At 42.8% G+C, this 21,764-nt stretch carries 17 protein-coding genes; 7 read left to right on the plus strand and 10 right to left on the minus strand.

Annotated elements, in window-relative coordinates; all coding sequences use genetic code 11:
* Positions 1-10 precede the first annotated feature (10 nt).
* Genes SIO70_RS33190 through SIO70_RS33200 form a run of 3 tightly spaced genes read right to left on the minus strand, consistent with a single transcriptional unit; the run spans position 11 to position 2,051 of the window.
* Positions 11-382: a GntR family transcriptional regulator gene (locus SIO70_RS33190; RefSeq protein ID WP_083720101.1), complete on the minus strand. Its 372-nt coding sequence runs from the start codon at positions 380-382 to the stop codon at positions 11-13.
* Between the two features lie 11 nt (positions 383-393).
* On the minus strand, positions 394-1,212 hold the full coding sequence (locus tag SIO70_RS33195) for a hypothetical protein (RefSeq protein WP_320578243.1): 819 nt from the start codon (positions 1,210-1,212) through the stop codon (positions 394-396).
* Positions 1,213-1,220: 8 nt separating this feature from the next.
* Complete coding sequence (locus tag SIO70_RS33200; protein ID WP_320578245.1) at positions 1,221-2,051, minus strand: ABC transporter ATP-binding protein; 831 nt, start codon at positions 2,049-2,051, stop codon at positions 1,221-1,223.
* A gap of 135 nt (positions 2,052-2,186) precedes the next feature.
* Between SIO70_RS33200 and SIO70_RS33205 the strand changes: the two genes are divergently transcribed.
* On the plus strand, positions 2,187-2,444 hold the full coding sequence (locus tag SIO70_RS33205) for a hypothetical protein (RefSeq protein ID WP_320578246.1): 258 nt from the start codon (positions 2,187-2,189) through the stop codon (positions 2,442-2,444).
* A gap of 72 nt (positions 2,445-2,516) precedes the next feature.
* Positions 2,517-3,560, plus strand: coding sequence for a hypothetical protein (locus SIO70_RS33210; RefSeq protein WP_320578248.1), 1,044 nt, complete (start codon positions 2,517-2,519; stop codon positions 3,558-3,560).
* Between the two features lie 128 nt (positions 3,561-3,688).
* Here the strand turns inward: SIO70_RS33210 and glyA are convergent, their stop codons facing one another.
* A complete protein-coding gene (gene glyA / locus SIO70_RS33215; RefSeq protein ID WP_320578250.1) occupies positions 3,689-4,966 on the minus strand; it encodes a serine hydroxymethyltransferase in 1,278 nt (425 codons plus the stop codon).
* Positions 4,967-5,200: 234 nt separating this feature from the next.
* On the opposite strand from glyA, the gene SIO70_RS33220 reads away from it, so the two are divergent.
* Both SIO70_RS33220 and SIO70_RS33225 read left to right on the plus strand, forming a co-directional pair.
* A complete protein-coding gene (locus SIO70_RS33220; protein ID WP_320578251.1) occupies positions 5,201-6,193 on the plus strand; it encodes a sugar phosphate nucleotidyltransferase in 993 nt (330 codons plus the stop codon).
* 336 nt (positions 6,194-6,529) lie between these two features.
* Positions 6,530-7,471, plus strand: a complete 942-nt coding sequence (locus tag SIO70_RS33225) for an NAD(P)H-dependent flavin oxidoreductase (RefSeq protein ID WP_320578252.1) — start codon at positions 6,530-6,532, stop codon at positions 7,469-7,471.
* Between the two features lie 174 nt (positions 7,472-7,645).
* Here SIO70_RS33225 and SIO70_RS33230 read toward each other — a convergent pair whose 3' ends face one another.
* Together SIO70_RS33230 and SIO70_RS33235 are read right to left on the minus strand one after the other, a co-directional pair.
* Entirely contained in the window at positions 7,646-8,929 is a 1,284-nt protein-coding gene (locus SIO70_RS33230; RefSeq protein ID WP_320578253.1) for an ABC transporter permease, read from the minus strand.
* A gap of 4 nt (positions 8,930-8,933) precedes the next feature.
* Entirely contained in the window at positions 8,934-9,854 is a 921-nt protein-coding gene (locus SIO70_RS33235; RefSeq protein ID WP_320578254.1) for an ABC transporter ATP-binding protein, read from the minus strand.
* Positions 9,855-10,454: 600 nt separating this feature from the next.
* Here SIO70_RS33235 and SIO70_RS33240 point away from each other — a divergent pair.
* From SIO70_RS33240 to SIO70_RS33250, 3 genes are all read left to right on the plus strand, one after another.
* A complete protein-coding gene (locus SIO70_RS33240; RefSeq protein ID WP_320578255.1) occupies positions 10,455-13,481 on the plus strand; it encodes a TonB-dependent receptor in 3,027 nt (1,008 codons plus the stop codon).
* A 12-nt stretch (positions 13,482-13,493) separates the two neighbouring features.
* Positions 13,494-15,047, plus strand: coding sequence for a RagB/SusD family nutrient uptake outer membrane protein (locus tag SIO70_RS33245; RefSeq protein WP_083720090.1), 1,554 nt, complete (start codon positions 13,494-13,496; stop codon positions 15,045-15,047).
* 113 nt (positions 15,048-15,160) lie between these two features.
* On the plus strand, positions 15,161-16,627 hold the full coding sequence (locus SIO70_RS33250) for an RICIN domain-containing protein (RefSeq protein WP_320578257.1): 1,467 nt from the start codon (positions 15,161-15,163) through the stop codon (positions 16,625-16,627).
* A 125-nt stretch (positions 16,628-16,752) separates the two neighbouring features.
* Here SIO70_RS33250 and SIO70_RS33255 read toward each other — a convergent pair whose 3' ends face one another.
* The 4 genes from SIO70_RS33255 to SIO70_RS33270 all read right to left on the minus strand — a co-directional run bounded on the left by SIO70_RS33255 (position 16,753) and on the right by SIO70_RS33270 (position 21,127).
* The gene (locus tag SIO70_RS33255) at positions 16,753-17,445 is read right to left on the minus strand and encodes a LytTR family DNA-binding domain-containing protein (protein ID WP_320578258.1); all 693 of its coding nucleotides are present in this window, start codon (positions 17,443-17,445) and stop codon (positions 16,753-16,755) included.
* Positions 17,442-18,968, minus strand: coding sequence for a sensor histidine kinase (locus SIO70_RS33260; protein ID WP_320578259.1), 1,527 nt, complete (start codon positions 18,966-18,968; stop codon positions 17,442-17,444). The genes SIO70_RS33255 and SIO70_RS33260 overlap by 4 nt, the downstream gene beginning before the upstream one ends.
* A gap of 67 nt (positions 18,969-19,035) precedes the next feature.
* Positions 19,036-20,598, minus strand: a complete 1,563-nt coding sequence (locus SIO70_RS33265) for an NAD(P)/FAD-dependent oxidoreductase (RefSeq protein WP_320578260.1) — start codon at positions 20,596-20,598, stop codon at positions 19,036-19,038.
* A gap of 142 nt (positions 20,599-20,740) precedes the next feature.
* Positions 20,741-21,127, minus strand: a complete 387-nt coding sequence (locus SIO70_RS33270) for a DUF3127 domain-containing protein (RefSeq protein WP_083720085.1) — start codon at positions 21,125-21,127, stop codon at positions 20,741-20,743.
* Positions 21,128-21,764 lie beyond the last annotated feature (637 nt).

The raw sequence follows: 21,764 nt of genomic DNA on the forward strand, positions 1-21,764 counted from the left end.
TAAAATTTAATTACCTGAAATGTGAACGCTTATACTTCTCATAATGCGTCTTCAGCTCATCCAACTCTATATCCAGCAAGTAGATATTCCGAAAGAACTGCGGCAGCTCATTCTCCATGAACCGTTCCTTCTTCAGCTGTTTAATCCGCTTCATCGCATCCGACGCCACGAAATAGCCAATCCCTCTTTTATTATAGATGATCTCATATTGCTGCAAATATTCACAGGTCCGCATTACCGTATTTGGGTTGACTTCCGTTTGCACTGCCAGTTCCCTCACGGATGGCAGCCGGTCCTCTGCTTTCCACTTTTCCAACAAGATCTGTTCGCATATATGATCCGCAATCTGCAGATATATAGCCTGTGATTCTTTAAATTCCATGAGTTGAAATTTTAAATTTCCTTATCTTTTAACCTGAAATATGCCAATACCCACAAGACCGGAGGCAATATAAACCGCCACATAAAGTACAGTGCCTCCCGCACCCAATGTGGTGACTCCAGAAAGATGGATCGATATTCTTCCACATGCGGATGTTCTGTAATTCCAACTCCAAAGAATGGCGCTGACGCTGCCCAATGCGTCAAATGACCATAGAACAATATGTTCATAAATGCCGCATTTACCAATCCAATGACCAGGATGAAAATGAATACTACAAATAAGGTTTTTATAATACTATACTTAGGGAAGTAAACAGAGCCTAACAAAATGATTGCCTGTCCCATAAACCACCAGTGGTAAAGTTGCGTCATGTCATTACGGAAGTCATCAGGCATACTGGGATCCATGACGTGCGTATCTCTGCTTAAAGACACTATCCCCGCACCAATAAAAGTGGCTGTTCCAAATGCAATATGATATACCAGTAAAAAACCTACTGTCGTAATCAAAAGCGTAGTGAGGAATTTTTCAAAATGCGAAGCAGGCAACAACAGGTAATCGATACCTTTTGGCTTGTCGCCTAACTGGATAAATGAAAACCCGGTAAAGATCAAACCTGCGCCAAACAACAGGATGGCATAAAAAGGATAAATAAAGGAAACCCTTACAGTCTCTCTGTTGTTGGTCAAAATGCTAATTACACCTATCGCAACCAATACACCTACCAACACCACCAGCGACATCAGGTACAACCGCAGATTATCGACAATATGCTTTTTAAAATACGCACCAAACCTCGGTGCATGAAATACATTGCTCGTTTGCATAAGGGGAATTAAAAGAGTTGGTTAATCCGTCCGGAGGGCTCCAGTACGGCATTAAAGAGCAGTTCCATATCCAGTCTGCCTGGTACGCCACCTGCATTTTCAGTGATAATAGAATGACCTAATCCGGTGCTTTCTGCGAACAATACATGATCTGTTTCCTCGAGTCGCTTCACACTTCTGAAACTCAATCGCTCCGCCACAGTTTCCACATCCTGTTTGAAAATGATCTTATGATTGTCGATCACCACGATACTATCAATCAGGTTATCCAGGTCCCTTACCTGGTGGGTGGATATCACAATACACTTCTCTTCATTCACCGCAGCGGCAATCACTTTGCGAAACTGGCTTTTGGACGGGATATCCAGGCCATTCGTCGGTTCATCCATAACCAGGCATTTGGTATTGGCTGCCAGACCAAAGCTGATGATGACCTTTTTCTTTTGTCCATAACTCATGTCTGTAAGTCGCTGGTCGCGGGGAATCTGGAATTCATCCAGGTACTGCTGAAAAGCTTTTGTGTCAAAGTTGGGATAAAAAGGAGCATAGGTGTTCACATAACGGTTGATGGTCACCTGTGGCAGGTAAAACTCTTCAGGCACCAAAAAGAGTTTGCTGAGGAACGCTGGCTGACGGAGGCGGGATTCATACCCCATTACTGTACATACCCCGCTTTTTGGAAAGAGTAGCCCGGCTATCTGCTTCAGCAAACTGGATTTTCCTGCCCCGTTTTTGCCCATAAGGCCGTAAACGTGACCAGCTTCCAGCTCCAGGTTCAACCCCTCAAACAATGGCCTACCCTTTTTGTAGTGGAAATGAAGATCTTGGATAGTTATCATAGCAAGTGATTTAGTGTACTACATAACTAGTACACTACAAAGATAGATAAGGAAAGCATAATTCCAAATTCAAGTAGAAAAATCTTTTATACAGCCGGATTTATACCATCAGGCATTGTGCTAAAAAAAAATCCCTTGCGCCAGCCGGACGAAAAGCGTCTTCCTTGCTGCCGCTGGTCTTCCATAAAATTCAAAAACCTCTCTGAAACAGGACCTTTCCTCATCGCCGCCAGCCGGACAAAAAGCATTACTCCCCTACTGCCGCTGGTCTTCTATAAAATTCAAAAAACTCTCAAAAACAGGACCTTTCCTCATCGCCGCCAGCCGGACAAAAAGCATTACTCCCTTGCTGCCGCAGGCCATTCCTTGAAAATGTTAAAAAATTATTTGTAGCGACATTTCTACACATTAAGAATTTTTAATAAATTATATTTGCCACTGTGGTTTAAATTAAAACTTATCCCTATGAAAGGTACCATATCCGCCTTGCTTAGTTTAAGCCTCTTGTTAACTGCCTTTGTGGCCTCTGCACAGTTCGTAAAATCAAAAGATCTGGAGAAATTGAAAAAACGGACGAAAATTATCGTAGTAAAAGAAGTCCCTGATAAGAGTATTCTAAAACAACTACGTCGTCAAAGCCAAACAAAAGCAGAAGAGTATAAACGAGCAATTAAACAGTTAAACCTGGATTTCCCTGAAGTTGTCAGGCAATTCTGGAACGTGGATGGAGTCACAGCTACTATTGAACAGAGAACAGAAAAAGAAGTTGAAAAGCTGCGAAAAAAGAATGATAGAAGCTACATCGTTATGGACTGTCAATCGCTGCATGTAAAACCAAGTAAAAGCCATTATGCCAAATCCGCACAAACATTTACATCTGACCTGGTGTGGAAGAGTGATTCAAAAGATCTCAGTGTTCCGGTGATCAACATGTACTTCATTGAGAATGATGTAACGCGGCCATTCTATATTCAGAATATGTCGGAACGGTTTCCGGATTTCCTGGATCTGGCAGTGGGTATCCGGTTATCCACCTATGTATTCTCTGACCATGTAGATGATAAGGCGGCAAAAGCCATGATGCAGTCTACCAGCAAGCATAATGCGATCTTCCTGAAAGACAGGACCCTGATCTTGTGTAATAACTGGCTGGATGAGGATTTTGAAAAAGGAAAAGCTGGTACAGATTATCCTTATCCCATTAAATATGTGGATTACGAAGACCTGGAAAGCTTATTCAGAAAAGATGGTTTTGCCGGCACTGTCATGGCTTATGTACCAGCAGGTGTATTCTCTACTTTTGATAAGAATACACCAAGTATGGAAGTGCATGTGCCAGTAGTGATCGATCCGATCAATGGAATGCCTTTGTGCCATACAGATATCAGTGATGAAATGTTTCAGGCCTGGGGATATTCGTTGATTCCTAAAATGGGAAAATCGATAGTAGGGTTCAGGAAAATACGAAACGAGGATATCCGGAATTTTGCAAAATCAATAAAAGAATAAAATACGGCCCGGTCTACAAAACGACAAATAGCATGTGCTGCTGACTCATAGCCCCATCTCAAACTCATAGAAAAAGCCTCCCGAATGGGAGGCTTTCACTTTTATAAACATTTTAATTCACATCAAACCTACAACTCAGGATACAGCGGGAACTGCTTCATAAACTCATTCACCGCACCTCTCACTGACGCAATCTTCGCCTCATTATCCGCATCCATCAGCAACTCATCAATCCAAGAAATCACCTGCCCCATATGCTCTTCCTTCAAACCTCTTGAAGTGATCGCCGGAACACCCACACGAATACCAGAAGTTACAAATGCTGACTTATCATCAAACGGCACCATATTCTTATTCACAGTAATATCCGCCTTCACCAACACCTGCTCCGCCTTCTTACCGGAAATATTCTTATTACGCAGGTCGATCAACATCAGGTGGTTATCAGTACCGCCAGATACAATCTGGTAACCTTTCTCCACCAATGCCTTGGACATCGCCTGTGCATTCTTGATAATCTGCTTTGCATACACCGTATAATCGTCAGACAGGATCTCAAAGAAAGAAACCGCTTTCGCAGCAATCACATGCTCCAACGGACCACCCTGAATACCAGGGAACACCGCTGTATCAATCAGACTACTCATCATACGCGTTTCACCCTTTGGCGTCTTCAGACCAAACGGATTTTCAAAATCCTTACCCAGCATGATCATACCACCACGAGGACCACGCAGTGTCTTGTGAGTAGTAGTCGTTACAAAATGACAATGTTCGAACGGAGAGTTCAACAGACCTTTCGCAATCAAACCAGCAGGGTGAGCAATATCTGCCATTACAAAAGCACCTACCTGGTCAGCGATCTCACGGATGCGTTTGTAATCCCAATCACGGCTGTAAGCAGAAGCACCACAAATAATAACTTGTGGTTTCTCTTTCAGTGCAATCTCTTCCATTTTATCATACTCGATCAGACCAGTCTCTTTGTTCACACCATAAGAGAATGGTTGATATAACTTACCAGAGAAATTCACAGGAGAACCGTGTGTCAGGTGACCACCCATGCTCAGATCCAAACCCAGGATCTTATCACCTGGTTTCAGGATTGCCAGCAATACGGCAGCATTTGCCTGCGCACCAGAGTGAGGCTGTACGTTTGCATACTCAACTCCAAAGATTTCTTTAGCCCTGTCAATTGCCAGCTGTTCACTCAGGTCTACAATTTCACAGCCACCATAATATCTACGTCCTGGATAACCTTCCGCATATTTGTTAGTCAGTACAGTACCCATTGCCTGTATTACCTGTAAGCTGGTAAAGTTCTCCGATGCAATCAATTCTATACCATGACGCTGACGCTCCAGCTCCTGGTCGATGATATTAAATATTTGCTGATCTCTTTGCATTTACTTTGAAAATTTGCGACAAAGTTAATCGAATTTATGGATAGTCAATAGTTCAATTTTAACTAATACTAGATTTTTCTTCTACAAAACCATACAATGACAGTTAATTCCACTACCAAGCTATTACATACTGTGCATTCCTCCCTGTGTAGGGGCATTTCCACTATTCTATTTATAAATTTTGTTCTACCTTCACGCCCTCAGTAGACTAAAAACATCTAATCGCTGCGGTACATGAAGGCCATTATACCTGTAGCCGGTGCTGGCACCAAGCTACGTCCACATACATATACTCAGCCTAAGGCATTGATCCCGCTCGCGGGCAAAACAATTCTAAGTATTATTATTGATCAGCTGGAAGAAGCAGGCATTACCGAATTCGTCTTCGTCATCGGTTACCTGGGAGAAAAGATCCAGCATTATATTCAAAAGAAATATCCTCACCTTACCTGCCATTTCGTACAGCAAAATGTACGTGAAGGTACCGGTCACGCTATCCTGCTTACCAAAAAGGTGGTAGGTGACGATGAGATCCTCATCGTTCTCGGCGATACCATCTGCGAAGGTAATATCAAGGAACTCATCGCTTCCCCTGTCTCGCAACTGGGACTAAAGAAAGTGGATGATCCCCGCAGCTTTGGCGTAGCCGAACTCAGTGACGCCGGCGACATCGTACGGGTGGTGGAAAAACCACAGATTCCGAAATCGAACCTGGCCCTGGTAGGTATCTATAAGATCAAGGAAACCGACCAGCTCTTCGACTGCCTGGAACGGAACATGACAGAACATAGAAGGTCACATGATGAGTTTCAGCTCACCGATGCCCTGCAATGTATGATCGAACATGGGGTGCAGTTTACCCCCTTCAAAGTGAGTAACTGGTTCGACTGCGGCCGCAAGGAGACCCTGTTGGAAACAAATGCTATCCTGCTTAGTAAATACAAAGCACCCGCCAACCCTATTCTTCCATATGAGAATGCGATTATCATTCCTCCTGTAAGTATTGGCGAAGGGTGTAATATTAAAAATTCAATCATTGGTCCCAATGTCGCTATTGGAGATAATACCGTGATCAATTACTCTATCGTTAAGGATTCTATCATCGGCTCTTACAGCAATCTGTATGAAGTGGTGCTCAAGTCTTCCCTGATTGGTAGTGATGCCAATATTCGTGGTCTTAGTCAAAGCCTGAACATTGGCGATAATACAGAAATTGATCTTGGCTGAAATCATCACTAACCCACAGTAATGCCAACTTCCATGAGGGAACCTTAGCCAACCTCCTGAACATTTGCCATAATAAAGAAATTAATATCAGCTGAAATCATCACTAACCAATATTGATAGACAACTTCCATGAAGGAACCTTAGCCAACCTCCTGAACTTTGCTCATAATACAGAAAATCTTCCCGGCTGAAATCTTCACTAACCCATAGTGGTACCAACTTCCATGAGGTAACCTAACCTTAGCCAACCTCCTGAACATTTGCCATAACACAGAAAATCTTCCCGGCTGATTGTCATCACTTTCAGTTTAAGATAACCTCCTTACATTTACGGCCATGAACCGTATATCTCAACTATTCAATATAGATTACCCAATCATACAAGCTGGTATGATCTGGGCTAGTGGCTGGCGCCTGGCCAGTGCTGTGAGCAATGCCGGCGGCCTTGGCCTGCTCGGTGCAGGTAGTATGTATCCTGACGTTCTCAAAGAACATATCGACAAGTGCAAACAAGCCACCAATAAACCTTTCGGCGTAAACCTCCCCCTCTTATACCCGAATATTGAGGAACATGTAAAGATCATTATCGAAAACAAAGTTCCCATCGTCTTCACCTCTGCAGGTAATCCAAAAACATGGACTTCCATCCTGAAAGCTGAAGGTATCAAAGTTGTTCACGTAGTCGCCAGTGCCGCCTTTGCACTCAAAAGCGAAGCAGCCGGCGTAGACGCCATCGTAGCAGAAGGCTTTGAAGCAGGTGGGCACAACGGCAAAGAAGAAACAACTACCCTGGTCCTCATCCCCAGCGTATGCCAGGCTGTAAAAATACCTGTCATCGCCGCAGGCGGCATTGCCACAGGCAGAGCCATGACAGCCGCATTCGCACTTGGTGCCAGTGGCGTTCAGGTAGGTAGCCGATTCATAGCTACACCTGAAGCCTCTTCACATGATCACTTCAAACAAGCTATACTCGATGCGAAAGAAGGGGATACCCTCCTTTCCTTGAAGAAACTCACACCCGTAAGATTACTGAAAAATGAATTCTTCAAAAATGTAAAAGCTGCTGAAGAAAGTGGTGCTGACAATGAATCACTAAAAAACCTCCTTGGCAAAGGCCGTGCGAAAAAAGGTATGTTCGAAGGTGATATGACGGAAGGTGAACTGGAAGTAGGACAGGTAAGTGCGATCATTGATAAGATCATGCCTGCGGCAGATGTAGTCGCAGAGATATGGGATGAATTCCAGGCCACGAAAAAAGAACTCTGTCTAAACTCTTAAAAAATACTTTGGCTAACTCCTGAAACCGCGCTTACCAGCCAGCCGCAGGCGATGCCACAAAGAAAAGATCCTTTGCCTAAGGCAAAGGATCTTTTCTTTAGAATATTAAGTATTTTTTGTTTAGAATATTAAGGATCTTTCGTTGGAAATATCAAGGATCTTTTGTTTTCAATATCATTGCCTGATCCACTTAATCGCTTCCTTCCACGTAATCTTCTTCCCATACATCAATATCCCCGTCCTATATATCTTCCCTGCCATCCACGTCGTTCCTAAAAACCCAACTATCAACAACACCATCGACAACCCCAATTGCCAATACGGCACCGTCCCCGGCACACCATAAGGAATCCTCGCCATCATCACCATCGGCGACGTAAACGGAATGATACTTCCCCAAAACGCCAATGAACTATTCGGATGTTGCACCGCCGCAATCATCACCATTATACCAATAATAATCGGCAATGTTATCGGCAATGTCAGTCCCTGCACATCCGTAGGATCCTCATTCACCAAACTCCCCACCGCTGCAAACAACGCCGCATAAAACAAATAACCACCCAGAAAATAAAATATAAAACAAGAAATAATCAATCCCCAGTTAATACTATCCATCACATATCTCAACTGTGACGCCGCCTCCATCATCGCAACATTATTATTCGCATTATTCTGCGCCGCACTATTCATGACGGCTGTAGGAATAAACAATTGCAACACACAGATCAGCACCACCCAAATAGAAAACTGTAACAGCCCTACACCTGCAATCCCCACTATCTTCCCCATCATCAGCTGAAACGGTTTCACACTAGACACCATCACCTCTGCAATACGGTTCACCTTCTCTTCCATCACACCTCTCATCACTGCCATCCCAAAAAACATCAGGATAATATAAATAATAAACCCGCTGGAATACCCCACCGCATATGCAATCACTGAACTCCCTTTCTTCTCCTCCTTTCCTGATCTGAATTCAATATTAATATTCGATTTAAATCCTTTGATCTGTGCAATATCAATATTCGCCTTCTCCATCCGCACCTCTTCAATCCGGGTATTCAGATACCTGTTCAGGTGACTCTCTATTCCCAGTCCCGGCTGCCCACTACTATAATACGTAATACCCAATGGTCTTTCAATATCAATCGCAGGAATATACAACACACCAGAATAACCATAATCCTCGTAATGTTTACTGAAAGTATCAATCGCCGTCTCCGTCAGGAATTTAAAATAAATCCCTTTCTCATCCGGCAATTTATTCAGGAACAAATGACTATCATCTATCACCGCTACACGCTGATCTTCGTTAGCACTCGTAGCTATCAGCACCGGCACTACAATCATCGCCGCAAAGAACAGCGGTACTAACAGGGTGACAACGAGAAAGGACCGCTTGCGCACGCGGAAGGTGAACTCTCTTTTGATGATGAGCCAGATCTTATTCATAGGATTAATTAATTGGTTCTTCTATTTGCTGTACCTGTTGTATAAACACCTCATTGATAGAAGGTAGTATTTCCTGGAAGGAAGTTATAGGGATTTCCTGCCTGATAAAATGTGCGAGAATATCATTTGTTGTACTGCCCTCAGTGAGTTTCACGATATAACCGCTCTCTTCCTGTGAGACAATGGTAAAATGATAAGTCATTACTTCTGCAAAGTTAGGGACTCTGCCCAATCCTATCCGGAACAGGTCTTGTTTGAAATCGTGCCTGATCTGTTTCACCTCTCCATCCAGGATTTTCTTTCCTTTATTCACAAGAATAATATGGTCACAGATCTCTTCTACCTGTTCCATACGATGGGTGGAGAAGATGATCGTGGTACCATTCAAAGCAAGGTCAAAGATTTCCTGTTTGATCAGGTTGGAGTTGATGGGATCTAACCCTGAGAAGGGCTCATCCAGTATTAACAGTGATGGCTCATGGATTATGGTGGAAATAAACTGCACTTTTTGTTGCATGCCTTTACTCAACTCTTCCACTTTCTTATTATACCATGCGTTGATATCAAACTTATCGAACCAATATTTGATCTTTTCTTTGGCTTCCTTTTCCGTCATGCCTTTGAGCTGTGCCAGATAAAGCGCTTGATCCCCTACCTTCATTTTTTTGTACAGCCCTCTTTCCTCCGGCATGTAGCCGATGGAATGAACGTCATTATCCGGATGAAAAGGTTTGCCTTTAAAAAGTATTTCTCCCTGATCGGGGTAAAAGATGCCGGTGATCATACGGAGCAGGGTGGTTTTTCCTGCGCCATTGGGTCCAAGCAGCCCAAAGATGCTACCCTCGGGGATAACAAAACTAATATCATCTACAGCTTTATGCGAGGCATAATCTTTATGCAAGTTTCTAACTTCGAGCAAACCCATAATTCTATATTACGGGACGGAAATTACAAAAAATCCTACTGGCCTGGATAGAATAAATTAAAAAGATAATCAAAAGGTGTATGAAAAATGCAGATAATGAAAAGTATCTCAATGCCATAAAGGGATTTTCGGATAACGTAAAGTTACAATAACAGGTTATTCAGACCCACGGCAGCAAATCTGGTTTTCTCTATGTATATAAAAAAATAAAATAAGTCATCTACTGATACTGCTGTAAAAAACCTTGCGCTTTAAGCTGGTTAATATTACATTCAGTTAAAAATTCAAATTGATATATGTCATGACATGATGATTTCAATCCGTAGAACCCGATTCCCCCAAAAATAAAAACAATTCATTTCCTTTAATTGTCAATTAGACATTAAAATAAAGGCACTGAAAGAACATGCTAAAAAAAGAGAATAAATAGCATAAATACAGAATGTCAAAAAATAAATGATTTTACCCCCCATTTTATACGATTTACCCCTGTTTGCAACAATGAATTTAATGCTTGCTTTGTTACAGTCTATATATAGATGGGCTCAATAATTCTGAGACTGAGTATTTCATTTTAACCTACTTAAACAGATTCTCGTTATGAAAAGATTTCTAAGCATCTTTCTTTTCCTATTTCCGTACATGACACTTTTTGCCCAGCAATCGAAGATCACGGGCAAGGTGGTTTCCGGTACGGACCCATTACCCGGGGTAACAGTAAGGATTAAACACTCCAGCCAGGGAACAGTAACAGATAGTAAGGGTCAGTTTACCCTTATGGCAGGTACTGGTGATACCCTGGTATTCAATCATATCTCTTTTCTTACAAGGGAGATAGTGGCAAATGGCAACGGTATGATGAATGTATCGCTGGTGTCTGCCAGCCAGAATGTGAACGAAGTGGTAGTGGTAGGTTATGGTACACAGAAAAAAGCAAACCTGACAGGCGCCGTCGGCGTTGTTAAAATGGAAGACATGGAGAGCCGGCCATTAACCAATCCCGGTCAGGCATTGCAAGGTACTGTAGCAGGGGTATATGCTTTGCAAAGCTCCGGGAAGCCCGGCGATGATGGTGCTGTTCTGGATATTCGTGGGGTAGGTACATTTGGTGACAATACACCATTAGTATTAATTGATGGCTTTCCGGGTAATATAAATGATGTCAATGCCAATGACATACAATCCATATCTGTGTTAAAGGATGCCGCTTCCGCCGCTATCTATGGTAACAGGGCCGCCAACGGTGTCATCCTGATCACAACTAAAAAAGGCACCGCTGGTAAATTAAGGGTAAATTATACCGCATATTATGGTTCTCAAAGCCCTACCAGACTGCCACATGTTTTGAACGCTGTAGATTATACCACACTTTATAATGAAGCTTCTGTCAATTCCGGCGGAACGGTAATGTATGCTGACTCTATCATCGCAAAGTATGCAGCACACAATGATCTGATGTATCCGGATATCAATTATTTCAAAGTGTACTATGGCAACGCAAATATTCAAAATCACCGCTTAAGCATTTCCGGAGGAAACGATAATGTCAACTATGCATTTATGCTGGGTCGCCTGAATCAGGACGGGATCCTTGTAGGCACCAGCTACAAGAAAACGGACTTCAGATCAAATATTGATGCCTATTTCCTAAAGAATAAAAGACTCCGGTTTTCAGGAAAATTATCTGGAAACCTGGGCGTGAAAAATGAACCAACAGACCTGTGGAATGCAGAGTGGTATGCAACACTTGCGCCAATTCACCCTTTACGAAATGCCGCCGGGCAATGGGTATCTGTTAACGGAGAACGAAACTACTATGGGGAAATTAAAGAAGGTAGTACTTCACTGACCAAACGATACAATTTTAACGGCCAGGTAGAAGCTGAATATAAGATAATAAACGGCCTGAGTGCCCAAATCACTTATGGCTATAATGTAATGACTTCAAAAGCAAATGCGTTTCACGCAAATGTTACATTATATAATGAAAGCGGCACCACTACCAACCTGGTCTCCAATCTAAATGTTACCGACGAAACTGATGTTCAATCCTTGCTGACCTCCTTGTTAAAATACAACAAAGTGCTCGGTAAACATGAGTTTAACTTATTGGGCGGTTATTCTGAAGAAGAATTCACCTACGATTGGGAAAGCGCTTACCGTTCAGGATTTGTTAATAATACACAACGTGTGCTCAATCTTGGAGACCCTTCTACCCAAACGAATAATGCGGGCAGTTACGACCTTGGCTTGCGCTCCTATTTTGGCCGCCTGAATTATGTCTTTGACGGGAAGTACCTGTTTGAGGCTAACATCAGAAGAGATGGCTCTTCCAGGTTTGCAAAGGAACACCGGTGGGGAACATTCCCCTCTTTCTCCGCAGGCTGGGTAATCTCAAAAGAAAGTTTTATGGAAAGCCTGACCTGGATAGACATGCTTAAACTCCGTGCTTCCTGGGGCAGACTGGGCAACCAGAACATCAGTAATTATTACAATGGAAGCGATATCCTGACATCCGGGCAAAACTACTCCCTGGGCGGTTCATTGTATTCAGGTGTAGCTGTTACTGCTATGACCAATAAAGATCTTACCTGGGAAACAGCACAACAACTCGACTTTGGTATTGATATGTACCTGAAGAAAAACTTTGAAATCACTGCCGATTATTTCGACAAGCGAACAAAGGACTTACTACTGACCCAGTCTATACCACTAACGATGGCTCAATCTGCACCGTATGCAAATGCGGGCGAGGTGCAGAACAAGGGGATCGAAGCTGCCATCACCTATAGAACTACCTTTTCTAACGGGTTCAAATTAAGAGCAACAATCAATGCCTCTCATATGGTAAATAAGATTGTAAGAATGGATGTTGCGGAACAGCTGACTTCACCCAAAGCCATTAAGACCGGCGCAGCCATCAATTCATTCTACGGTTACAAAATGGACGGCATATACCAGATATCAGACTTTACCTGGCAAAATAACAGCGATCAGTCAATCCCTTATGCTGAACGCAACTATACAATAAAACCAGGAGTAGTACAGGTTTCCAACTACACGGCGCAACCAGGCGATATCAAGTATAAGGACCTCAATGGCGATAAGGCAGTTGACATGAATAATGACCGCACCATCATAGGAAATCAATTTCCTAAGCTTACTTATGGATTCAATATTAATATGGAATATAAAGGATTTGACCTGAGTATGTTTTTACAGGGTGTTCAGGGCATCCAGGGATATACCTATTATGAAATTGCTACTCCATTCAGCGGATTTGCAAATATGGGCGACTGGTGGCTGAAAAGATGGACACCTGATCATCCATCCAATACCTTGCCACGGCTAACCTTAGATGGTGCACGTAATAATATCCATTCTTCTTTTTACATGGAAAACGCTTCATATCTGCGCTTGAAAAATATTGAACTGGGCTACTCTATAAGCCCAAAAATCCTTTCCAGAGCAGGTATCAGTTCCCTCAGGATCTATGGAAATGTGCAAAACGCTTTTACAATTACAAAATTCAAAGGGTTTGATCCCGAGCAAACAGTTGGTCAAACCAGGGCGCAGGCTTTCCCGCAGGTCCGTATTATGACGATGGGTGCAAGTGTTAACTTTTAAAAAGGGCAGTTCATGAAAAACATATATAAAATAACTCTTTTCTTCTTTGCTTTGTCTATATTGGGTTGTAAGAAAGATCTTCTTGATAAAACACCAAAGGACAGACTTTCTCCCGCTACGTTCTTTCAAAACGAGTCGCAATGCAAACAGGCACTGATAGGTATCTATAATGCCATTCAGCCTAATGCAACACCTTCCCATTTTTACCAGTTCGATTATATGTCTGATAATGGTTACTGCCAGGACTCCTGGCAGGGATCCAGGGAAATCGGCGAATGGCTCACCAATACTTCCAGCTGGGCCCCCTATGCTAAATGGACGATGGACTTTACCATCATCTCCAGGGCAAACGAATTTCTCCAGGACATCAGCAATGCAACCGTAAGTGAAACAGTTAAAACACAAATGTCTGCCGAAGCTAAATTCCTTAGAGGATATGCTTATACCGACCTGATCACCTATTTCGGGGATGTACCACTTATCACAAAAGTGCTGGCATTGTCAGAAGCTTACGTATCAAGAACCGCTAAAAGCGATGTACTTACTCAGATCATTTCCGATCTTAATGATGCAGCAGCCGACCTTCCTGTTTCCTACTCCGGAACAGATGTAGGACGTGCCACAAAAGGAGCAGCGATTGCTTATAAGGCAAAAGTCCTGCTGTATAACCAAAAATGGGCCGAAGCTGCACAAGCTGCACAGGATGTGATCGATCTGGGAGCATACAGCTTATTTTCAAACTATGAAACCTTGTTTGACGAGGCCCATGAAAATAATGTAGAAGTTATTTTTGATATTCAGTACATCTCTACTACACAGGCACAGCCATGGCCCTCATCTGCTTTATCTCTTAGCAGCTGGCCTACTGCAAATGTTACAGCAGACCTGATCAACTCATATTACATGACAAACGGGTTGCCAATTACAAATGCAAATTCAGGCTATGATGAGCAGGACCCTTTTAAAAACCGTGATCCCCGGCTGGCTGCGTCAGTAGTCCTGCCAGGTTCATCATTCGGGTCATCTACATTCATACCATCTGTGGACCAGGTTCCCTGTGGCGCACGACCTCGCAAATACGCTGCGCTGGGCATTGCAGATGTCAACAACTGCTCCCTTAACACAATCCTGATGCGATATGCAGATATCTACCTGATGCGGGCAGAAGCACTGATCGAATCCGGAAGCACAGAGCAGGAAATATATACGCTGATCGATAAAGTAAGAGCCAGGGTAAATATGCCTACAGTGGAGTCCGTTGAAGGTGTAGGATTGACACAGTCTCAGCTTAGGAATATTGTACGTCACGAAAGAAGAGTAGAGTTTTACAACGAAGGAACACGCTATGCTGATATGCTCAGATGGCAGGATGCGTCCCTTGTACACGATGTATATGGCTATGATAAAGCATTGTTGTCAAACCCTGCCAGCCCTGCTACATGGACATTTAAACAAATAAAAGTGGAAACAAGAACTTTCGATGCGTCAAAAGGATGGTTGTGGCCCATTCCCCAGGCTGATATAGATATCAATAAAAACTTGCTTCCAAATAATCCAGGCTATTAACGGCCCTGATACTACATTAATTTCCAAAGTGATCCGGAATATTCAGCGTCCGGATCACTTCTGAAATAGTTTGTTTTGCCTGAATTTTTTCACCAAACCCAAATATCTCCGTTATGAAAAGAAACCCAATTATTCTATTCATCTGCTTACTAACTATCTTAACTTCCTGTTCAAAAAAGGAAACGGCCCTGGACAAGATCCCGGCTTCTTCACTTACTGCGTTGGCTACCAGTACTCCGACAAATACAAATAGTTTGCGGGGAATTAACTGGGCTGACCCTAATGGCAATGAAGCACCCTCAAGGGTTGTTACGCCAAGCGGACTATCCTCTACCATAACGGCAGCAAATGCTGCGGCCGTAGGAAAACGAATTGCCGATTCTTTAAAACAGGCCGGCGGTACAACCATACGAATGCCTATCACTCCGCTAACTGCCAGTAATATATCTTATTGGCCTGTATACCAGGCGGCTATTAATGCGATCGTAACAGAAGGTTGTAATGTTATACTCTGCTATTGGCCTGACGGCGTACATCATGTTCCTGACACTACCCAATGGTATACCATGTGGAAAAAAGTGGATACTGTTTATAAAAACAATGCTGCTGTACTTTATGAACCGATCAATGAACCTGTAGATTATTCCAGCACTAATCTTTGCAACCTTTATGCAAATTTCTTAAATCAGCTTAATCCTGCTTCCTGGAAATGTATTCTGGATGGAACAGGATATGCAGGAGAAGTGATCTCTGTAGGTAATGACAGCCGGCTAACCAGTCAATATCTTGGACTCCATTGTTACTGGTGGTTTTATGGATCTTATAATGTATGGTCAAGTTACTATAATATCGTATCAGGTAAAGTGGGAACATACGCCTCCAGAACTGTAATTACGGAAGTAGGCGTTGAAACTTTTCGTAAAATCAGTTTCTGGTGGCAGTGGGATACAGGCGTATATGAAGACCAGGCATTCCTGACAGGATCCCTGGCCTATTCAAAAGATAACCTGATTGGCACTATTGCCTGGTCAGGCGTAAATGATATTGACACCTATCGCTGGTTTTCGGCCAACAATAATCTTGTGGAAGTGAATCCTGGTTGTGCCAATATGTTCAGATGGTCATGGGGCCTTACTGCAACACCAAAATGGCAGGGACCAATCGCTGACGGGAGATTTAAACTGCAGAACCGGGCAAGCAACCTGATGCTTGATAATCTTGGAAGTACAACAGATGGGGCCAGTGTAGCCCAATGGCAAGATGGAACAAGTGCCAATCAGCAATGGAATGTAAGTTATACAGATGGTTATTATACTTTGAGTTGCGCCACCGGGAAAAATTGTCTTGATGTAGGTAGCAATACCAGCGATGGCTCTGCTGTTCAACAAAAAGCGCTAAGCTTTTCTAACAACAGCCAGCGATGGACATTTGTTTCTACCGGCGATGGTTATTATAAAGTAGTTAACCTCACTACAGGTAAATGCCTTGATACCGGTGGTCAGACTACAAACGGATCATCCCTGCAACAATGGTCTGGTAGTTCAAGTTATAACCAGCAATGGAAATTCATCCAGTTATAACAAAACATCATTAGGACTCTACCCAAAGGGCCAATTCCCTAAACAATTAAGAATATATAGCTCTCCCGAAAGGGCTATATATTCTTAGCAAAAACATCCCCTATATTACCGGCAATCCCAGACCACTACTTCAACATCCTCCCCACCGCCTCCGCATATGCCGCCCCAATCGGCACCACCATCTCCCCCACATACAAACTACTCCTATCCGCCCGCGTCACCTTCTCATTCGCCACTATAAAACTCCTATGCACCCTCGTAAACAACGCCTGTGGCAACAACGCCAACGCCTCCTGCATCGACAACCTTGACAACACCTTCTTCTCCTTCGTCACAAACGAAATATAATTCCCCGCACTCTCCAAATACAATATATCCCTCAACAAAATCTTATACTGCTCATACCCACTCTTCACCATCACATAATTAGGCGCATCCGCCCTCGCACTCTTCTCCATCATCTCCAACAATCCCCTCGCCTTATTACACGCTTTCAAAAACCTTTCTTCCGAAAATGGCTTCAACAAATAATCCACTGCATCCAACTCAAAACTCTGCACCGCATGCTCACTATAAGCCGTCGTAAATATTACCAACGGCCCTCCCGGCAGCGTAGTCATCAATTCCAACCCCGATATATCCGGCATCTTTATATCCAAAAATATCAGATCCACCGGCTCCTTTTCAAGCTGCGCCAACGCTGCAAACGGATCCGTAAAATATCCCTTCATATCCACAAACTCCACCTGCTGTGCATGCGTACGAATCACAGACAGCGCTACCTGTTCATCATCAATCGCTATTGCTGTCAGTCTCATATCACATCATTTTTAGCAGGATCCACCACCAATGTAAGATGTACAAAAAACTCTGTCCCCGTCTCACGAATATTCAAATCATGCTTCCCCGGGTACAGCAGATTCAACCGCTGCCGCACATTATTGATCCCTATCCCCATACTCTCATTTTCAATCTCCATACTCTTATTTACATGAATACTATTGTATACATCAAAATAGATCTTATCGTTCGTACAAGATAAAGACAAATTGATCCTTGACTTATTCCGCTGACTAATCCCATATTTAAACGCATTCTCCACAAATGGAATCAGCAACATAGGTGCAATGTTATGCTCACATAACGCCTCATCTATATTCACATCAATAATAATATCTGGTGTACCCTGCGTACGTAACCGTTGCAAAGCAATATAGTTCTGTAAGTAAGCAATCTCTTTCTCCAACGGAATACTTTCCAGCGTATTATCATGCAACATAAACCGCATCATATCTCCCAATTGCTGAATCCCCTGTCCCGTTGCCGTTGCCTGCTCCTGCAAAGCAGTACCATATAAAGTATTGAGCGCATTAAATAGGAAATGCGGATTAATCTGCCAACGTAAAAAATCTAACCCTGCTTCCGTATGCGTCAATGCCTGTCGCAACCCCTGCAATGTCGAAGCTCTCGTATTCCTTGCTGTAAAGATCCACCACGCCACAGGCAAAATAGCAATCGCCGTCACAAGCGTTGTGATCACCATACCTGCAGCATAATACGACCCACTATTATACCTCCCCTGCACCGCTGTCACCAACATCCATATGAATGAAAGCGCCCAAAACCCGATTATCTCCTGCACTAACACCTTCTTATTCTGATGCACAAGAAAACGGGGATACAACCGGTGCATCGCTACAAAGTACATGAACGCACAAAAAACACCCACGCTAACTATCATCAACATAAAGCCACTATCATCATTCCTGGCCACCATCAACCAGAACATAATGATCCCTGCCATCACAGCCCCATCAACCAATGACTGACGAAACCAGGACTTATTCACCACACGGTTATAGGCATAAGTTAAAAACAAATACCTACCCGCATAATAAATCAGGTACAATACAACATAAAAAAACGTCAGGAGAAAAGCGGCCTTTGCACAATGTGTATGTACGCCGCGCACAGTTTTGTATACTCCAAACAAGTATCCATACAACCATGTATCAGACACCAAAATGATAAAAAACAACGCTAACAATACCGGAAATGATAACAATACCCCCAACGTATACCGCTGTTTTTCATAAAATCGGGGCACGACTACACCATGCACAAATACAAAAGAAAAGTATACAATAGCAATATGTGCTAATAAAGGGAACAGGTAATGTTTATAGTAATCAAATACCTGGTGATAGCGCGCGAATTTCCAACCATAGTCACGCTGCAGGTCAAATACATTATATGCTACACTCTTGTATAGCAGGGAAAATAGGATAAGCAGGAAAATACCCGTAGCAATCCCGAATTCAGCTCTTCTGATTTTATTCATGGAAAAAACTTTCAGCAATGATAGTTATCCCCTCAGCACTAAATAAATATATGTGATCAAAATACCACTATCCGTGATAAAATCCAATAATGCGGGCTGCCACACGTTCTCCGTCCATAGCAGCAGAGACAATCCCTCCCGCATAACCCGCTCCTTCCCCACATGGATACAATCCTTTGATCTGTGGGTGCATCAGGTCTTCATCATTTCTGGGTATACGCACAGGCGAAGATGTACGTGATTCAGTCGCCACCAGTATCGCATCGTTGGTATAATATCCTTTCATCTTTTTACCAAAGGCTGTGAAAGCCTGCGACAATCTTGTATGTACACTGGGTGGTAACACTTCTTTCAGGTTAGTACTTTTTACACCTGGTACATAAGAGCAATCTGGCAAAGTTGTAGACACTTTATTGTAGACAAAATCCGTCATCCGTTGCGCCGGCGCCACAAACTGTCCACCTCCTGACTGAAAAGCATGTTGCTCCACCATCTGCTGAAAATACATAGCTGCCAGCGGACCTTTGTCTGCAAAGATTTCGAAATCACTTTCATCTACTGTTACTACCATCCCTGAATTTGCAAACGGGTTATCTCTCTTTGATGGAGACCAGCCATTTACCACCAGTTCACCAGGATCTGTAGCAGCAGGTGCAATGATGCCTCCGGGACACATACAGAAGGAAAACACACCACGGCCATCTACCTGCTCTACCAGGCTATAACTGGCTGGTGGCAGATGCTCTCCTCTCACAGCACAATGGTACTGTGCACTATCTATGAGTTCCTGCGGATGTTCTACACGCACACCGAGTGCAAATGGCTTGGCACTGATGATAATTTTTTTATCATGTAATAAACGGAAAATGTCGCGGGCAGAATGACCTGTGGCCAGTATTACCTGTGAAGCATCGAAAGTAGCACCGGTAGCGGTCTTCACGCCCCTGATATGATTATCTTTAATAATAAAATCAGTCACTTTCTGATCAAAGTGTACTTCACCACCGCTATTAATAATTTGCTCCCGCATGGCAACAATTATATGTGGTAATTTGTTGGTACCTATATGAGGGTGCGCTTCGTATAAAATTTTTTCTGTAGCACCGAAATGAACAAAGATGCTCAGTATACGATTGATATCACCTCTCTTGTTGGAACGAGTATAGAGTTTGCCGTCAGAATAAGTACCAGCGCCACCTTCGCCAAAGCAGTAGTTGGAATCAGGGTTCACCACGCCTGTCTTATTCAGGGCTGCGAGGTCACGTCTTCTTGACCTGACATCTTTACCTCTTTCCAGTACAATAGGTTTAATACCCGCTTCAATCAGGTGAAGTGCGGCAAAGAGTCCGGCTGGTCCTGCACCGATCACGATAGCAACAGGCGCGTCTGGTGCTAATGTAGCATATATTGGTATGAATTTCTCCCGTTCATGAAATGGTTCATTCACAAATACCTTGAGTGTAAGCATGAAGTACACCTGTTTAGAACGGGCGTCTATAGAGCGTTTCAGTACATGAAAACCTGTGATAGCTGTTGGGGAAACACTGAGTGCGGCAGCGGCTGCTTTGGTGATAGCAGTTTCGTTATCTGCCTGAGACGGCAATAACTTCAAAGATACTTGTTCAATCATGATCGTCAGGTTAGGTAATTATCCTAAAACTTTTTTTATTACTCCCTGAAATCCGGGATATTTTTTTACTGAAAAGTAACGGGCACCTGCTCACACAGGTACCCGTTTCAGTATTTTTTGTTAATGAGTTGTTATTGTCAGACTAGAAAGGCAGGTCATCTGCTGCTGCTCCACCTGGAGAAGAGATCTCCTGGGAAGTGTTGTAGTTAGGCATAGCATCCTGACCTGGAGCGCCTGCTACTACTGATTCCATGCGCCATGCATCCAGATTGGTGATGTAATTGACACGACCATCTTTTTCCCAACGTGTACCTCTGATATTGAAGTAAACTTTTACGGTTTCTCCTTCATTGAAGCGGTCTACGATAGCTGTTCTGTCCTGTACCGCCTGGAACTTGATGTAGTTGTTTATAACGCGGCCGTTGATATCGTCGGACTTTTCAATAACGAACTCCCGTGTCTTAAAGGTTTCGCTACGTTGCATCGTATTATATTTAACGATCAGTTTTCCGGTTATTTCAAAACTCATATAATTAAATTTAACTTTTTTTCAAGAGGTCAAAGATAGGTTTTTTAGCTTCAATCACACGCAATAAAATTTAGTCCGGGACAGTTTACCTATATAGGCTGACTGCTAGCTATTTATAGATAAGATTTCATCAGTCGCAGACATTCGCGCTCATTTGCGCGGATAATAAGGAATTTGCATGGTATTTGATAAACTTAACCACATTTTTTTAATTACAATTACTAACATAGTTTTGCACGCCCGTACGGAATTATTAACATCGGGCTGACCATAAAAGATGGCATCATACCCGACATTGATTCTCTGTACAATATTATTTTATCACTCGCTAACACATATCTATGACAAACATGTTAATGTCAACTGGAATATCCTGGATATCAAATAAGTGTGGTATTACTTATAGGGGCGTTTTTACGTCGGGAAACCGTGCGTGATAACAGAAAAAAACATAACAAAAACAAGGTAACGATACTGGTGTCGGGAGATAGAAAACAAGGGTAGAAAAATTTTTTTTTTCAACATTTTGTACAGATATTCGTTGCCCTGTCTGAAAATTTTTCAACTCCCCACGTTGGAGAATTTATAATTCGAGAAACAATCCTTAATTCAAACAACATTAATTTTCAATAGCTCA

Source organism: Chitinophaga sancti, from assembly GCF_034087045.1.
Lineage (GTDB): Bacteria > Bacteroidota > Bacteroidia > Chitinophagales > Chitinophagaceae > Chitinophaga > Chitinophaga sancti_B.

Excerpts from the sequence above, each read along its gene's own strand:
- SIO70_RS33200 (WP_320578245.1), bottom strand. The coding sequence starts at position 2,051 with ATGATAACTATCCAAGATCTTCATTTCCACTACAAAAAGGGTAGGCCA.
- SIO70_RS33250 (WP_320578257.1), top strand. The coding sequence starts at position 15,161 with ATGAAAAGAAACCCAATTATTCTATTCATCTGCTTACTAACTATCTTA.
- glyA (WP_320578250.1), bottom strand. The coding sequence starts at position 4,966 with ATGCAAAGAGATCAGCAAATATTTAATATCATCGACCAGGAGCTGGAG.
- SIO70_RS33270 (WP_083720085.1), bottom strand. The coding sequence starts at position 21,127 with ATGAGTTTTGAAATAACCGGAAAACTGATCGTTAAATATAATACGATG.
- SIO70_RS33235 (WP_320578254.1), bottom strand. The coding sequence starts at position 9,854 with ATGGGTTTGCTCGAAGTTAGAAACTTGCATAAAGATTATGCCTCGCAT.
- SIO70_RS33210 (WP_320578248.1), top strand. The coding sequence starts at position 2,517 with ATGAAAGGTACCATATCCGCCTTGCTTAGTTTAAGCCTCTTGTTAACT.
- SIO70_RS33195 (WP_320578243.1), bottom strand. The coding sequence starts at position 1,212 with ATGCAAACGAGCAATGTATTTCATGCACCGAGGTTTGGTGCGTATTTT.
- SIO70_RS33230 (WP_320578253.1), bottom strand. The coding sequence starts at position 8,929 with ATGAATAAGATCTGGCTCATCATCAAAAGAGAGTTCACCTTCCGCGTG.
- SIO70_RS33220 (WP_320578251.1), top strand. The coding sequence starts at position 5,201 with ATGAAGGCCATTATACCTGTAGCCGGTGCTGGCACCAAGCTACGTCCA.
- SIO70_RS33255 (WP_320578258.1), bottom strand. The coding sequence starts at position 17,445 with ATGAGACTGACAGCAATAGCGATTGATGATGAACAGGTAGCGCTGTCT.
- SIO70_RS33260 (WP_320578259.1), bottom strand. The coding sequence starts at position 18,968 with ATGAATAAAATCAGAAGAGCTGAATTCGGGATTGCTACGGGTATTTTC.
- SIO70_RS33240 (WP_320578255.1), top strand. The coding sequence starts at position 10,455 with ATGAAAAGATTTCTAAGCATCTTTCTTTTCCTATTTCCGTACATGACA.
- SIO70_RS33265 (WP_320578260.1), bottom strand. The coding sequence starts at position 20,598 with ATGATTGAACAAGTATCTTTGAAGTTATTGCCGTCTCAGGCAGATAAC.
- SIO70_RS33190 (WP_083720101.1), bottom strand. The coding sequence starts at position 382 with ATGGAATTTAAAGAATCACAGGCTATATATCTGCAGATTGCGGATCAT.
- SIO70_RS33245 (WP_083720090.1), top strand. The coding sequence starts at position 13,494 with ATGAAAAACATATATAAAATAACTCTTTTCTTCTTTGCTTTGTCTATA.
- SIO70_RS33225 (WP_320578252.1), top strand. The coding sequence starts at position 6,530 with ATGAACCGTATATCTCAACTATTCAATATAGATTACCCAATCATACAA.